Source organism: Streptomyces sp. NPDC002537, from assembly GCF_053594975.1.
Genome location: NZ_JBSFWT010000001.1, coordinates 73847 through 90373, shown reverse-complemented (window position 1 = coordinate 90373; position 16527 = coordinate 73847). Strand labels below are relative to the sequence as shown.

The 16527-nt window shown below is 75.4% G+C and carries 1 protein-coding gene (running past one end of the window); it reads left to right on the top strand.

The window, feature by feature from the left end; all coding sequences use genetic code 11:
* The first annotated feature begins 240 nt into the window (after positions 1-240).
* Positions 241-16527, top strand: the 5' portion of a protein-coding gene (locus ACWD4A_RS00085; protein WP_451187261.1) for a type I polyketide synthase. The gene runs 12198 nt beyond the window's last position; the window shows 16287 of its 28485 coding nt (coding positions 1-16287); it begins with the start codon at positions 241-243; the stop codon falls past the right edge of the window.

The window sequence follows — 16527 nt, the reverse complement described above, 5'->3', positions numbered from 1 at the left end:
GCTCGCCGGAAAACACCTGCTCACACCCGTCGTGGACCCAGGGTCGGCCGACTCTACGGGTTTTCGTGGCCACGCCCGCCGACACTGGGCGCGTGGTGTGCGGGACGTGGAGCAGTGCCCCGTGCGGGGCCTCCAGACGAATCGCTCGCTGTGGAACAGCCATCCCGGGTGCCGGATGTCCACATCGAAATCCTCTGCTGTCCGTCGGTCTTGAGATGGGTTGAGTTGAACGTGGCGAAGATGGACAAGGAACAGAAGCTCCGGGACTACCTGAAGCGGGCGAGCGCCGATCTGCGGCGTTCCCGGCAGCGGGTGGGCGAACTGGAGGCAGCGGCCCGTGAGCCCATCGCGATCGTGGGCATGAGCTGCCGCTTCCCCGGGGGTGTGACGACCCCCGAGGAACTCTGGACCATGCTCGTCGCCGGCGAGGACGGCATCACCGAGGCCCCCGCCGACCGCGGCTGGGAGCTGCAGGCGAACGCCGAGGAGGCCGGGATCGCGGAGAAGTTCTCCGGCGGGTTCCTGCACGACGCGGCCGAGTTCGACGCCGGATTCTTCGGGATCTCCCCGCGCGAGGCGCTCGCGATGGACCCCCAGCAGCGGGTGCTGCTGGAGTCCTCCTGGGAGGCCTTCGAACGGGCCGGCATCGACCCGGCCGCGGTCCGCGGCACCAGGACGGGCATGTTCGTCGGGGCCATGCCCCAGGACTACCGGGTGGGCCCGGACGACGACGTCCAGGGCTTCACCCTGACGGGCCAGGCCACCAGCGTCCTGTCGGGCAGGCTCTCCTACTTCTTCGGGGCCGTCGGCCCGGCCGTGACGGTCGACACCGCCTGCTCGTCCTCCCTGGTGGCCCTGCACCTGGCCGCCCACTCCCTGCGCCAGGGCGAGTGCTCCCTGGCGCTGGCCGCGGGCGTCACGGTGATGTCCACACCCACGACGTTCGTGGAGTTCGCCCGCCAGGGCGGGCTGGCCGCCGACGGGCGCTGCCGCTCCTTCGCCGACGCAGCCGACGGTACCGGCTGGGCCGAGGGCGTGGGCGTACTGGTCCTGGAACGGCTCTCGGAGGCCCGGCGCAACGGGCACGAGGTGCTGGCCGTCGTACGGGGCTCCGCCGTCAACCAGGACGGTGCCTCCAACGGGCTGACCGCCCCCAACGGCCCCTCCCAGCAACGGGTGATCGAGCAGGCGCTGGCCAACGCGCGGCTCTCGGCCGACGCGGTCGACGTCGTCGAGGCGCACGGCACGGGGACCACCCTGGGCGACCCGGTCGAGGCCCAGGCGCTGATCGCGACCTACGGCCGCAACCGCGCCGAGGACCGCCCGCTGCTGCTGGGCTCCGTCAAGTCGAACCTCGGCCACACCCAGGCGGCGGCCGGCATGGCAGGCATCATCAAGATGGTGCTGGCCATGCGGCACGGCACACTGCCCCGCACACTGCACGTCGACGCGCCGTCCTCGCACGTGGACTGGACGGCGGGGACCGTACGCCTGCTGACCGAGCAGGCCCCCTGGCCACGGGGCGGGGAACCGCGCCGGGCCGGCATCTCCTCGTTCGGGATCAGCGGCACCAACGCGCACACGATCCTGGAGGAGGCGCCGTCGTCCGAACAGGCCCCCGAGACCGGGGAGAAGGACGCAGGGGACGCGGGGGAGAGCGCCGCGGTCGCCGCACCCGCCGAGCCCATCGCCGCGGGCGCCGCCCCGTGGCTGCTCTCCGGACGCACCCGGGAGGCCCTGCGCGCCCAGGCGGCCCGGCTGCTGGCCTTCCTCACCTCCCGTCCCGAGCTCGCACCCGTGGACGTGGCCCACTCGCTGGCCACGGCCCGCTCGGCCTTCGAGCACCGCGCCGCGTTCACCGCCGCCGACCGCGACCGGGCCCTCGAAGCCCTCACCGCGCTGGCCGACGGCGAACCGGCGCCGGGCCTGGCCCACGGCACGGTGCAGGGCCGCGCCAAGCTCGCCTTCCTCTTCGCCGGCCAGGGCTCCCAGCGGCCGGGCATGGGGCGTGAACTCCACGCCCGCTTCCCCGTCTTCGCCGCCGCGCTCGACGAGATCCTCGCTCACTTCGACGAGGGCCTCGAACAGCCCCTCAAGGACGTCCTGTTCGCCGCCGAGGGCACGCCCGAGGCCGAGCTGCTGAACGAGACCGGCTACGCGCAGCCCGCCCTGTTCGCGATCGAGGTCGCGCTGTACCGGCTGGCCGAATCCCTCGGCGTCAAGCCGGACTTCCTCGCCGGGCACTCCATCGGCGAGATCGCGGCCGCGCACGTCGCCGGGGTCTTCTCGGCCGCCGATGCCGCGGCCCTGGTGCTCGCCCGCGGCCGGCTCATGCAGGCGCTGCCCGCCGGTGGCGCCATGGTCTCGCTGGAAGCGACGGAGGACGAGGTCCTCCCCCTGATCGGGAACCGGCGGGACCGCGTCTCGATCGCGGCGGTCAACGGTCCCACCGCCCTCGTCGTGGCCGGAGCGGAGGACGAAGTCGCCGCCGTCGCCGGGCACTTCACCGCACTGGGCCGCAAGACCAAGCGGCTGCGGGTCTCGCACGCCTTCCACTCCCCGCTCATGGAACCCATGCTGGAGGAGTTCCGCGCCGTCGTCTCCGGCCTCGCGCCGCAGGCACCCGTCATCCCGGTCGTCTCCGGCCTGACCGGCACCCTCGCCACGGTCGAGCAGCTGACCTCCCCCGACTACTGGGCGGACCACGCCCGCCACGCCGTCCGGTTCGCCGACACCGTGGCCTGGCTGCGCGGCCACGGCACCGGCACCTTCCTCGAACTGGGCCCCGACGGCGTCCTGTCCGCCATGGCCCAGGCCTGCCTGGACGGCACCGACGACGACAGCGGCACCCCCGAGGCCGTGCCCGCCACGCTCGCCGTGCTGCGGCCGGGCCGCCCCGAGGCCGAGACGCTCACCACCGCGCTGGCGGGCCTGTACGTCCGGGGCATGGCCGTCCGGTGGGAGCCCTGGTTCGCCGGCACCGGCGCCCGGCGCACGGACCTTCCCACGTACGCCTTCCAGCACCGCCGGTACTGGCCCAAGGGCAGGCCCGCACAGGGCGCCGACGTCCGCGCCGCGGGACTGGGAGCCGCCCGCCACCCGCTGCTGGCGGCGGCCGTCTCGGTCGCCAACTCCGACGGCCTGCTGCTGACCGGCCGGCTGTCGCTGCGCACCCACCCCTGGCTGGCCGACCACGCCGTACGCGGCACGGTGCTGCTCCCCGGCACCGCCTTCCTGGAGCTGGCCGTCCGGGCGGGGGACGAGACCGGCTGCGGCCGCGTCGAGGAACTCACCCTGGCCGCACCTCTGGTGCTGCCCGCGGAGGGCGGCGTCCAGGTGCAGGTGTGGGCCGGCAGCCCGGACGAGTCCGGCCGCCGCACCCTGAGCATCCACTCCCGCCCCGACGGCCCCGAGGAACTGCCCTGGACGCAGCACGCCGCCGGCACCCTCGTCGCCGGCGAGCACCGCGCAGACTTCGACGCCACCTCCTGGCCCCCCGCCGGCGCCGAGCCGCTCGGCCTCGACGGCTTCTACGACCGCATGGCCGACGCCGGTTTCGCGTACGGCCCCCTGTTCCAGGGCCTGCGTGCCGCCTGGCGCGCCGGTGACGACGTCTACGCCGAGGTGACGCTGCCGGAGACGGGCGCCTCCGACACCGGCTCCTTCGGCATCCACCCGGCCCTGCTGGACGCCGCGCTGCACGCCTCGGCCTTCGCCGGCCTCGGCGAGCAGGGCCAGGGCGGCCTGCCCTTCTCATGGCAGGACGTGACCCTGCACGCGAGCGGGGCGACGACGGTCCGGGTGAAGCTGACCCGGGCCGACGACGACGCGGTGGCCATCGCCGTCGCCGACACCTCGGGGGCCCCCGTGGCCTCCGTGGGCTCGCTCGTCCTGCGCGCGATGCCGGACGAGCAGCTGACCGCCGCCGCCTCCCTCGCACGCGACGCCTTGTTCGAGCTGCGCTGGACCCCGCTGCCGGACCCTGCCGGAACGGCGCCCTCCGAGGTCGCCGTCCTCGGCCCGGACCTCTTCGGCCTCGCCGAAGCCCTGACCTCGCCGGACCGCACGGTCACGGCGCTGCCCGGCCTGGCCGCCGCCGACGGGATCCCGGAGGTCGTGCTCGCCCCCGTCGCCGGCACCGCCGGTGGCGAACCGGCCGCCTCCGCGCACGCCCGCACCGCCCACGTCCTGGAGCAGCTGCGCTCCTGGCTGGAAGACGAGCGGTATGCCGGCTCGCGGCTCGTCTTCGTCACCCGCGGCGCGGTCACCACCGACGGCCGTCGGGCGCCGGACCCGGCGGCCGCCGCCGTCTGGGGCCTGGTGCGTGCCGCACAGGCCGAACACCCGGACCGCTTCGGCCTGGTGGACCTCGACCCCGCCGGGCCCACCGCGCCGGAGTTCGTCCGGGCCCTGGCCACGGACGAGCCGCAGACCGCGATCCGCGGCGGCGCCCTGCTCGGGGCCCGGCTCGCCCGCGCCCAGGCGCCGGGGAGCGGCACGCCGTGGAACCCCGAGGGAACCGTGGTGCTCACCGGTGCCACCGGCGGCCTGGGCCGCGTACTGGCCCGGCACCTGGTCGCCGAGCGCGGCGTACGGCACCTGCTGCTCGTCAGCCGTCGGGGCCTCGCCGCCGAGGGCGCCGAGGAGCTCGTCACCGAACTGGCCGGGCACGGTGCGCAGGTGGCCGTCGAGGCCTGCGACCTCGCCGACCGCGCCGCCGTGGACGCTCTGCTGGCCGCGGTGCCCGCCGAACACCCCGTCACCGCCGTCGTGCACAGCGCCGGCACGCTCGACGACGGCCTGATCGAGTCGCTGACCCCCGAGCGGATCAGCGCGGTGCTGCGGCCCAAGGCCGATGCCGTATGGCACCTCCACGAGGCCACCCGGGGCCTGGACCTGGCCGCCTTCGTCGTCTTCTCCTCACTCTCCGGCACCGTGGGCGCCGCGGGCCAGGGCAACTACGCCGCCGCGAACGCCTTCATCGACGCCGTCGCCCAACTGCGCCGCGCCGAAGGGCTGCCGGGGCTCTCCCTGGGCTGGGGCCCGTGGGCGCCCACCGGCGGCATGACCGGCGGGCTGACCGACCACGACCTCCAGCGCCTGGCCCGTGCGGGCACGCCCGCGCTCACCGAGGAACAGGGCGTCGCGCTCTTCGACATCGCGACCGCCGCAACGACCGCCGTCCTGCTGCCGGTCAGGCTGGACCTGTCCGTCCTGCGCGTCAGCGGCGAGGTGCCGGCGCTGATGCGCGGCCTCGTCCGCACCCCCGTCCGCCGCTCGGTGGTCTCCGGCTCGGAGACGGCCGTCGGCCTCGTCCAGCAGCTGTCCCGGCTGCCGGAGGCCGACCGCGACGAGGTGGTGCGCGACCTCGTGGCCGGTCAAGTGGCCGCCGTGCTCGGCCACTCCGGTGCCGCCGAGGTCGACGCGGAGCGCCCGTTCCGGGAGCTGGGCTTCGACTCGCTCACCGCCGTGGAACTGCGCAACCGGCTCCGTACGGCCACCGGCCTGCGCACCGCCGCGACGGCGGTCTTCGACTACCCGACCGTCGCCGCGCTCGCCGCGCACGTCCTCGGCGAGCTCATGGGCTCCGAGGCCGCCGTCACGGCGGACGCCCCCCGGGCCGCCGCCGAGCGGGACCCCATCGTCATCGTCGGCATGAGCTGCCGCTACCCGGGCGGCGTCGCCTCGCCCGAGGACCTGTGGCGGCTGGTCAGCGAGGGCACCGACGCCATCTCGGGCCTGCCCACGGACCGCGGCTGGGACCTGGAGGCGCTCTACGACCCGGACCCGGACCGCCTCGGCACCTCCTACACCCGTTTCGGCGGATTCCTGCACGAGGCACCCGAGTTCGACCCCGCGTTCTTCGGCATGAGCCCCCGCGAGGCGCTGGCCACCGACTCGCAGCAGCGGCTGCTCCTGGAGGCGTCCTGGGAGGCCTTCGAACGCGCCGGCATCGATCCGGTGTCCCTGCGCGGCAGCCGCACCGGCGTGTTCACCGGCGTCATGTACAACGACTACGCCGCGGTCCTCGCCGGCGGGCAGTTCGAGGGCCACCAGGGCAGCGGCACCTCGCCGAGCATCGCCTCCGGGCGCGTGTCCTACACCCTCGGTCTCGAGGGTCCCGCCGTCACCGTCGACACGGCGTGCTCGTCCTCGCTCGTCGCCATGCACTGGGCGATGCAGGCCCTGCGCGCGGGGGAGTGCTCGCTCGCCCTGGCCGGCGGTGTCACGGTGATGTCGACGCCCGGCGCCTTCATCGAGTTCTCCCGGCAGCGCGGCCTGTCCCCGGACGGCCGCTGCAAGGCCTTCTCCGACAGCGCCGACGGCGTCGGCTGGTCCGAGGGCGTCGGCATGCTCGTCCTCGAACGGCTCTCCGACGCCCGGCGCAACGGGCACCGGGTCCTGGCCGTCGTACGGGGCTCCGCCGTCAACCAGGACGGCGCCTCCAACGGGCTGACCGCCCCCAACGGCCCCTCCCAGCAACGGGTGATCCGGCAGGCACTGGCCGGCGCCGGCCTGTCCGTCGCGGACGTCGACGCGGTGGAGGCGCACGGCACCGGCACCACGCTCGGCGACCCCATCGAGGCCCAGGCCCTGCTCGCCACCTACGGGCAGGACCGCGACCCCGGGCGGCCGCTGCTGCTCGGCTCCTTGAAGTCCAACATCGGTCACACCCAGGCGGCGGCCGGCGTGGCCGGCGTCATCAAGATGGTCATGGCCATGGACCGGGGCGTGCTGCCCCGCACCCTGCACGCCGACGAGCCGTCCTCCCACGTGGAGTGGGACGCCGGAGCGGTGCGCCTGCTCACCGAGGAGACCCCCTGGCCGCAGGCGGGCCGGCCGCGGCGCGCCGGAGTCTCCTCCTTCGGCTTCAGCGGCACGAACGCGCACGTCGTCCTCGAAGAGCCCCCGGCCACCCCCGCCCCGCGCGAGGAGCGCGAACAGCCGTCGCTCGTACCGGCCGCCGTGCCGTGGACCCTCTCCGGCAGGAGCCGGGCCGCGCTCCGGGACCAGGCGGCCCGCCTGCGGTCCTTCCTCGACGACCGCCCGGCCCTCGACCCGGCCGACGTCGGCCTCTCCCTCGCCACCACCCGCTCGGCCTTCGACCAGCGGGCCGTCGTCACCGGCGACCGCGACGAACTGCTGCGCGCGCTCGCCGCGCTGGCCGCCGACCGGCCGGACCCCGCGCTGACCGAGGGCGAGACCGGCGGCGTCGGCAAGCTGGCCGTGGTGTTCTCCGGGCAGGGCAGCCAACGCCTGGGCGCCGGCCGTGAACTCCACGCGCGCTTCCCCGCGTTCGCCGCCGCCCTCGACGAGGCGGCCGCCGCACTCGACCCGCACCTGGACCGCCCCCTGAAGGACGTCCTGTTCGCTCAGGAAGGCACCCCCGAGGCGGAGCTGCTGGGCCGCACCGAGTGGACCCAGCCCGCGCTGTTCGCCATCGGCGTCGCGCTCCACCGCCTGCTGCGCACGTGGGGCATCCGTCCCGACGTGCTGCTGGGCCACTCCATCGGCGAGATCACCGCCGCGCACGTCGCGGGCGTCCTCTCGCTGCCCGACGCGGCCCGCCTGGTGACCGCGCGGGGACGGCTGATGCAGGAGCTGCCCGCCGGCGGCGCGATGATCTCCCTCCAGGCCACCGAGGACGAACTCGCGCCGCTGCTCGCCGGGCGCGAGCACGAGGTCTCCGTCGCCGCTGTCAACGGCCCCCGCAGCGTCGTGGTCGCCGGGAACCTGGCCGCCGTCGAGGAGATCGCCGCCCACTTCGCCGCTCAGGGCCGCAAGACCAAGCGCCTGGAGGTCAGCCACGCCTTCCACTCGCCGCTCATGGAGCCCGCGCTCGACGGGCTGCGCGAGGTCGCCGCCGGGCTCACCTACCACGCGCCCGACGTGACCGTCATCTCCGGCCTGACCGGACGCCCCGCCACCGACGACGAGCTGCGCTCCGCCGACTACTGGGTCGCGCACGCCCGCGGCGCCGTCCGCTTCGCCGACACCATGCGCGCCGCGCACGACCACGGTGCCGGCACCTTCCTCGAACTCGGCCCCGACAGCGTGCTGTCGGCCGCCGCCCAGGACGCCCTCGGTGACGACGCGGACGCACACATCGTCCCGATGCTGCGCACCGGGCGCGGCGAGGAGCACTGCGCGGCCACCGCGCTCGCCCGCCTGCACGTCCGCGGCACGGCCGTCGACTGGCCCGCGTACTTCACCGGCACGGGCGCGCGCACCGTGGACCTGCCCACGTACGCCTTCCAGCGCGAACGCTACTGGCCCGAGACCGCCCCGGTCCGCGGCCCGCAGGCCGCCGACCCCGCGGACGCCGAGCTGTGGAGCGCCGTCGAACGCGGCGACGCCGCGGGGCTCGCCGGCCTCCTGGGCCTGCGCGACGAACAACACGCTTCCCTCTACGCGCTGTTGCCCGCCCTGTCGTCCTGGCGCCAGCTCCGGCAGGAGAAGGCGCTGCTGGACTCCACCCGTTACCGCGTCGTCTGGCGCCCGGTACGGCCGGCCGCCGCCCCCGTCCTGGACGGCACCTGGCTGGTCGTGACCGCAGAAGGGGCCGACAGCGACGAGATCCTGGACGCGCTGCGCGGCCACGGCGCGCAGTTCGAGACGCTCGTGCTGGACGCGGACTGCCGCGAACGCGCCGTGCTCGCCGCCCGCCTGGAGGCCGTACGCGACGCGGGACGGCCCCTGTCCGGCGTGCTGTCCCTGCTCGCACTCGCCGACAGGCCCGGCACCGAACCGTCGGCCGGCCTCGCGCTCAGCATCGTCCTGACCCAGGCGCTCGCCGACACCGGACTCGCCGCCCCCGTATGGGCCCTGACCCGCGGTGCGGTCACCACGGGCGCCGCCGACCCGCTCACCGCCCCCCTCCAGGCGGCGGTCTGGGGCCTGGGCCGCGTCGCCGCACTCGAACACCCGCAGCTGTGGGGCGGCCTGATCGATCTGCCGGCCGTCCTCGACGGCCCCGCCACCCAGCACCTCGTCAGCGTCCTCGCCGCACAGGGCGACGAGGACCAGATCGCGATCCGCGCGACCGGCGCGCTCGGCAGGCGCCTCGTACGCCACCCGCTCGACGGACTGCCCCTGGCCGGCGCCTTCACCGCACGGGGCACCGTGCTCGTCACCGGCGGCACCGGAGCGCTCGGCGCCGAGGTCGCCCGCTGGCTCGCCCGCAGCGGTGCCGACCACCTCCTCCTCACCAGCCGCCGCGGCCCCGACGCCCCCGGCGCCGGGGAACTGGCCGCCGAACTGACCGACCTGGGCGCCCGGGTCACCGTCGCGGCCTGCGACACCGCCGACCGCGACGCGCTGGCCGCGCTGCTGGCCTCCGTACCGGACGAGCACCCGCTGACCGGCGTCGTGCACGCGGCCGGCGTCGGCCAGGCGGCCCCCCTCACGGAGACCTCCCTGGACGCCGCCGCGGAGGCGACGGCCGCGAAGATGCTCGGGGCGGCCCACCTCGACACCCTCCTCGACGGCCACGACCTCGACTTCTTCGTCCTGGTCTCCTCGATCGCCGGAGTCTGGGGCAGCGCCGGGCAGAGCGCCTACGGCGCCGCCAACGCCTACCTCGACGCCCTCGCCGAACACCGGCGGGCCCGCGGCCTGCCCGCGACCTCGGTGGCCTGGGGCCCCTGGGGCGAGCTCGGCATGGCCACCCACGAGGCCGTCGCCGACCAGCTGCGGCGGACGGGGCTGCGCTTCCTCGCCCCCGCCACCGCCATGGCCGAACTGCGCCGCGCGGTCGTCCAGCAGGACGTCACCGTCACGGTCGCCGACGTCGACTGGGACCGCTACCACCCCGTCTTCACCTCCTCCCGCCCCAGCCCCCTCTTCGCCGAACTGGCCGACGTCCGGGCCCTCGCGCACACCGAAGGCGAGAGCGCCGTACCGGAGTTTGCCGCCCGCCTGCGGGGCCTCGGCGAGGACGAGCAGGAGCGGCTCCTGGCCGACCTGGTGCGCGCCGAGGCGGCCGTCGTCCTCGGCCACACCTCCGCCGAGGGCATCGCGGAGCGGCGGGCCTTCCGCGAGGCGGGCTTCGACTCGCTGACCGCCGTGGAACTGCGGAAGCGGCTGGCCGCGCTCACCGGCCTGGCCCTGCCCGCCACCCTGGTCTTCGACTACCCGACCCCCGGCGCCCTCGCGCGCCATCTGCGCGCCGAACTCCTCGGCACGGCGGGCGAGCCGACGGCGGCCGTGGCCGTACCGTCACCCGGCGGCTTCGACGAGCCCATCGCCATCGTCGGCATGAGCTGCCGCTTCCCCGGCGGCGTCCGCTCCCCGGAACAGTTCTGGGAGCTGATCTCCGAAGGCACCGACGCCATCTCCGACTTCCCCGTCAACCGCGGCTGGAACACCGACCTCTACCACCCGGATCCGGACAACAACGGCACGACGTACTCCACCCAGGGCGGATTCCTGCACGACGCGGGCGAGTTCGACGCCGGCTTCTTCGGCATCTCGCCGCGCGAGGCCCTGTCGATGGACCCCCAGCAGCGCCTGCTGCTGGAGACCACCTGGGAGGCGTTCGAGCAGGCCGGCATCGACCCCGCGACGGTCCACTCCACGGCGACCGGAACCTTCATCGGCTCCACCTACCAGGAGTACGGCCTCGGCATCGACGACCCCTCCGCCGGCCACCTGGTGACCGGCACCAGCCCCAGCGTGCTCTCCGGGCGGCTGGCCTACCTCTTCGGCCTCGAAGGGCCGGCCGTCACCGTCGACACCGCCTGCTCCTCGTCCCTGGTCGCCCTGCACCTGGCCTGCCAGTCGCTGCGCAACGGCGAGAGCTCGCTGGCCCTGGCCGGCGGCGCGACCGTGATGACCAACCCCAGCCCCTTCGTCGCCTTCAGCCGGCAGCGGGCCCTCGCGGACGACGGCCGCTGCAAGGCCTTCTCCGACGGCGCCGACGGCATGACGCTCGCCGAAGGCGTCGGCATCCTCGTCCTGGAACGGCTCTCCGACGCGCGGCGCAACGGCCGAGAGATCCTCGCCGTCGTCCGCGGCTCCGCCATCAACCAGGACGGCGCCTCCAACGGCCTGTCCGCCCCGAACGGCCCGTCCCAGCAGCGCGTCATCCGCCAGGCCCTCGCCAACTCCGGGCTGACCCCGGCGGACATCGACGCCGTCGAGGCGCACGGCACCGGCACCGCACTCGGCGACCCCATCGAGGCCCAGGCCCTGCTCGCCACCTACGGCCGGGCCCGCGACGCCGAACGCCCTCTGCTCCTGGGCTCCGTGAAGTCCAATATCGGGCACACCCAGTCGGCGGCCGGCGTGGCCGGCGTCATCAAGATGGTCATGGCACTGCGCCACGGCGAACTGCCGCGCACCCTGCACGCCGACACCCCCTCCAGCCACGTCGACTGGACCTCCGGCGCGGTCTCCCTGCTGACCGACCGCACCGACTGGCCCGAGGGCGGGCGCCCGCGCCGCTGCGCGGTCTCCTCCTTCGGCATCAGCGGCACCAACGCCCACACCGTCCTCGAAGAGGCGCCCCGAACGCAGGAGACGGACCCCGCACAGGAAGCGGAGCAGCTGCCCCCGGCCGGCGGTGCCGTCCCCTGGGTGCTGTCCGCGCGGACCCCGGGCGCCCTGCGCGCCCAGGCCGCGAACCTCGCCGCCCTCCTCGACGGCGAGCAGCCGCCCGGCGCCCTCGACACCGGCCACACCCTGGTGGCCTCACGCACCCTCTTCGACCACCGCGCCGTCGTCATCGGCACCGGCGACGACGAACGGGCCGCCGCGCTCAGGGCCCTCGGCGAGGGACAGTCCGCCCCGGGCGTCGTCCAGGGCACCGCCGACACCGACGGCAGGACCGTGTTCGTCTTCCCCGGCCAGGGCTCCCAGTGGGCCGGCATGGGCGCGCGGCTGCTGGAGGAGTCCCCGGTCTTCGCCGAGCGCCTGCGCGAATGCGCGGCCGCCCTCTCGGAGTTCACCGACTGGTCGCTGCTCGACGTCCTGCGCCAGGCCGAGGGCGCGCCCACCCTGGACCGCGTCGACGTCGTCCAGCCCGCCTCGTTCGCCGTCATGGTCTCGCTGGCCGAACTGTGGCGCTCCCACGGCATCACCCCCGACGCCGTCGTCGGCCACTCGCAGGGCGAGATCGCCGCCGCCGTCGTCTCCGGCGCCCTGTCACTGGAGGACGGCGCCCGCGTCGTCGCGCTGCGCAGCCAGGCCATCGCCCGGGTGCTGGCCGGATCCGGCGGCATGATGTCGGTCCCGCTGCCCGTGGCCGAGGTCGAGGAGCGCCTCGCCGCATACGAGGGCCTGTCCGTCGCCGCCGTCAACGGCCCCCGCTCCGTCGTCGTCTCCGGCGCCCCCGGACCACTGGACGCCCTGCTGGCCGAGCTGACCGCCCAGGACGTCCGCGCCAAGCGCATCGCCGTCGACTACGCCTCGCACTCCGCACAGGTCGAGCTGCTGCGCGACGAACTGCGCGACGCCCTCGCGCCCGTCCGGCCGCGTGCCCCCCAGGTGCCCTTCTTCTCCACCGTCACCGGCGACTGGCTGGACACCGCAGTCGGCTCCGGCGTCCCCGACGCCGACTACTGGTACACCAACCTCCGGCAGACCGTCCGCTTCGAGCCCGCCGTGCGCGAACTCCTCGCGCGGGACCACCGCTTCTTCATCGAGGTCAGCTCCCACCCCGTCCTCTCCATGGGCATCCAGGAGACGGCCGAGGCGGCGGACGTCCGGGCCGTGGTGCTCGGCACGCTCCGGCGCGAGGCCGGCGGCACCGACCGCTTCCTGACCTCGCTCGCCGAGGCCTTCGTCCGCGGCGCGACCGCCGACTGGTCCCGCGTCTTCGCCGGCACCGGGGCCCGCCGGGTGCCGCTGCCCACCTACCCCTTCCAGCGCGAATACCTGTGGGCCGTCCCCGCCGCACCGCGGGACCGCCACGAGACCGACCCCGCGGACGCGGAGTTCTGGACGGCGGTCGAGGAGGAGGACGTCGACTCCCTCGCCTCCCGCCTGCGCCTCGACCGCACCTCGCTGGCCCCCGTGCTCCCGGCGCTCTCGCACTGGCGCAAGCACCGCCGCGACCTGTCGACCGTGGACTCCTGGCGGTACCGCGCCGCATGGCAGCCGCTGACCGGCCTGCCCACCGCGGACCTGACCGGCACCTGGCTCGTCGTCACCGCCGAGGGAACCGACGCCGCCGACGTCACCGACGCGCTCGCCGCCCACGGCGCCGACCCGCGCACGCTCGTCCTGGACGAGGCCTGCACGGACCGTACGGTCCTCGCCGCCCGCCTGACGGAGCTCGCGGACCTCACCGGCCTCACGGGTGTGGTGTCCCTGCTGGCCGCGGCCGAGGAACCGAGCGCGCACCACCCGGCGCTCACCACCGGCCTCGCCCTGACCGTCTCGCTCGTCCAAGCACTCGGCGACACTGGCACCGGCGCGCCCCTGTGGTGCCTGACCCGGGGCGCCGTCTCCACCGGCCGCGCGGACCGGCTGACCCGGCCCGCCCAGGCCCAGATCCTCGGCCTCGGCTGGACGGCGGCCCTCGAACACCCGCAGCGCTGGGGCGGCGTCGTCGACCTGCCGGAACAGCTCGACCGGCGCGCCGCCGAACGCCTGGCCGCCGTCCTCACCGACCGCACCGGCGAGGACCAACTCGCCGTCCGCGCCTCGGGCGTTCTCGCCCGCCGCGTCGTGCGCGCCGCCGCCGCGGACCCGGACCCGGCCCGCCCCTGGTCGCCCCGCGGCACCACCCTCGTCACCGGCGGCACGGGCACGCTCGCCCCGCACCTGGCCCGCTGGCTCGCCCGGCAGGGCGCCGAGCACATCGTGCTGACCAGCCGGCGCGGCCCGGCGGCACCCGGCGCGGCGGAGCTCGTACGGGAACTCGCCGAGCTGGGCTGCGAAGCCACCACCGTCGCCTGCGACCTGACCGACCGCGACGCGGTCGCGGACATGCTCGGCGCGCTCAAGGCCGAGGGCCGCACCGTCCGTACGGTCGTCCACACCGCCGTCACCATCGAGCTCGCGCCGCTCGCGGAGACGACCCTCGACGACTTCGCGAGGGTCGTCGACGCCAAGGTCTCCGGCGCCCGGCACCTCGACGAACTCCTCGACGACGACGAGCTCGACGCCTTCGTCCTGTACTCCTCCACCGCCGGCATGTGGGGCAGCGGGGCCCACGCCGCCTACGTCGCCGGCAACGCCTACCTCAACGCCCTCGCCGAGCACCGCCGCGCCCGGGGCGCCCGGGCCACGGCCGTCTCCTGGGGCATCTGGGCCGACGACCTGAAGCTCGGCCGCGTCGACCCCGGCCAGATCCGCCGCAGCGGACTCGTCTTCATGGACCCGCAGCTCGCCCTCACCGGACTGCGGCAGGCCCTCGACGACGACGAGACGGTCCTGGCGATCGCCGACGTGGACTGGGAGCGCTACCACCCGGTCTTCACCTCCGGGCGGCCCGCCCCCCTCTTCGCGGACCTGCCCGAGGTCCGGCAACTGGAGGACCGGAACACCGAAACCCCCTCCTCCGCCAACGAGTTCACCGCCAGGCTCCTCGGACTGCCCGCCACCGAGCAGGACCGCCTCCTGCTCGACCTGGTACGCGCCGAGGCGGCCACCGCGCTCGGCCACGCCTCGCCGGACGTACTCTCCGAGCAGCGGGCCTTCCGCGACGTCGGCTTCGACTCCCTCACCGCCGTCGACCTGCGCAACCGGATCGCCGCGGTCACCGGGCTCGCCCTGCCGAGCACCATGGTCTTCGACCACCCCAGCCCGCTCGCGCTCGTGGCCTTCCTGCGCGACGCGATCGCGGGCACCGGCGCCGGGGCCGGGACCGCCGCGGCGGTGCGGGCCTCCGCCTCCTCCGCCTCCGCCGCCGACGAACCCATCGCCATCATCGGCATGAGCTGCCGCTACCCGGGCGGCATCGCCTCCCCGGAGGACCTGTGGCGGCTCGTCGCCGAAGGCGGCGACGCCACCGGCGAGTTCCCCACCGACCGGGGCTGGGACACCGAGGGCCTCTACGACCCCGACCCCGACCGGCCGGGCCGCACCTACTCGACCCGGGGCGGCTTCCTCCACGACGCCGCCGACTTCGACGCCTCCTTCTTCGGCATCTCGCCCCGCGAGGCGCTGACCATGGACCCCCAGCAGCGCCTGCTGCTGGAGACCTCCTGGGAGGCGCTGGAGCGCGCCGGCATCGACCCCGCCACCCTGCGCGGCAGCGGCACGGGCACCTTCATCGGCGCCAGCTACCAGGACTACGCCGCCCACGCCGCGAGCCCGGAGGGCGCCGAGGGACACGCGATCACCGGCAGCATGTCCAGCGTCCTGTCCGGCCGCCTGTCCTACACCTACGGCTTCGAGGGCCCGGCCGTCTCGCTCGACACTGCCTGCTCCTCCTCGCTCGTCGCCCTGCACCTGGCCTGCCAGTCGCTGCGCAACGGCGAGAGCTCCCTCGCCCTCGCCGGCGGCGTCAGCGTCATGTCCTCGCCGTTCCCGTTCATCGGCTTCAGCCGGCAGCGGGCGATGGCGGCCGACGGCCGCTGCAAGGCCTACTCCGACAGCGCCGACGGCATGAGCCTGGCCGAAGGCGTCGGCCTCGTCCTCGTCGAGCGGCTCTCCGACGCCCGCCGCAACGGGCACGAGGTCCTGGCCGTGATCCGCGGCTCCGCCGTCAACCAGGACGGCGCCTCCAACGGGCTGACCGCCCCCAACGGCCCGTCCCAGCAGCGCGTCATCCGCCAGGCCCTCGCCAACGCCGGTGTGGCCGCCGCCGAGATCGACGTGGTCGACGGGCACGGCACCGGCACCGCCCTCGGCGACCCCATCGAGGCCCAGGCGCTCCTGGCCACCTACGGACAGGACCGCGACCCGGAGCAGCCGCTGCTGCTCGGCTCCGTCAAGTCCAACATCGGCCACGCCCAGATGGCGTCCGGCATCGCCAGCATCATCAAGATGGTCATGGCCATGCGCGAGGAGGCCGTCCCGCAGAGCCTGCACATCGACCGGCCCTCCTCCCACGTCGACTGGAGCTCCGGCGCCATCCGGCTGCTCACCGAGCCGGTGGCCTGGCCGGCCACCGGACGCCCGCGCCGTGCGGGCGTCTCCTCCTTCGGACTCAGCGGCACCAACGCCCACACCATCCTCGAACAGGCGCCGGACGAGCGGCCCGAGGAGGAGACGACGGACACGGTCCGCCCGGCGGGGGCCGTCCCCCTGACGCTGTCCGGACGCACCGAAGCGGGCCTGCGCGCCCAGGCCGGCCGGCTCCTGTCCCACCTCACCGACCACCCCGGACTGCCGCTCACCGACCTCGCCTTCTCCCTCGCCACCACCCGGGCCGCCCTGGAACACCGCGCGGCCGTCGTCACCGACGGCACCCACGGCCACGAAGCGCTCGCCCGCGCCCTGGCCGCCCTGCGCGACGGCACCCCCGACGCCGGCCTGATCACCGGCGGCCGGAGCCGCGGCCGCCTGGCCTTCCTCTTCACCGGCCAGGGCAGCCAGCGCCCCGGGACGGGACACGAGCTCTACGAACGCCACCCG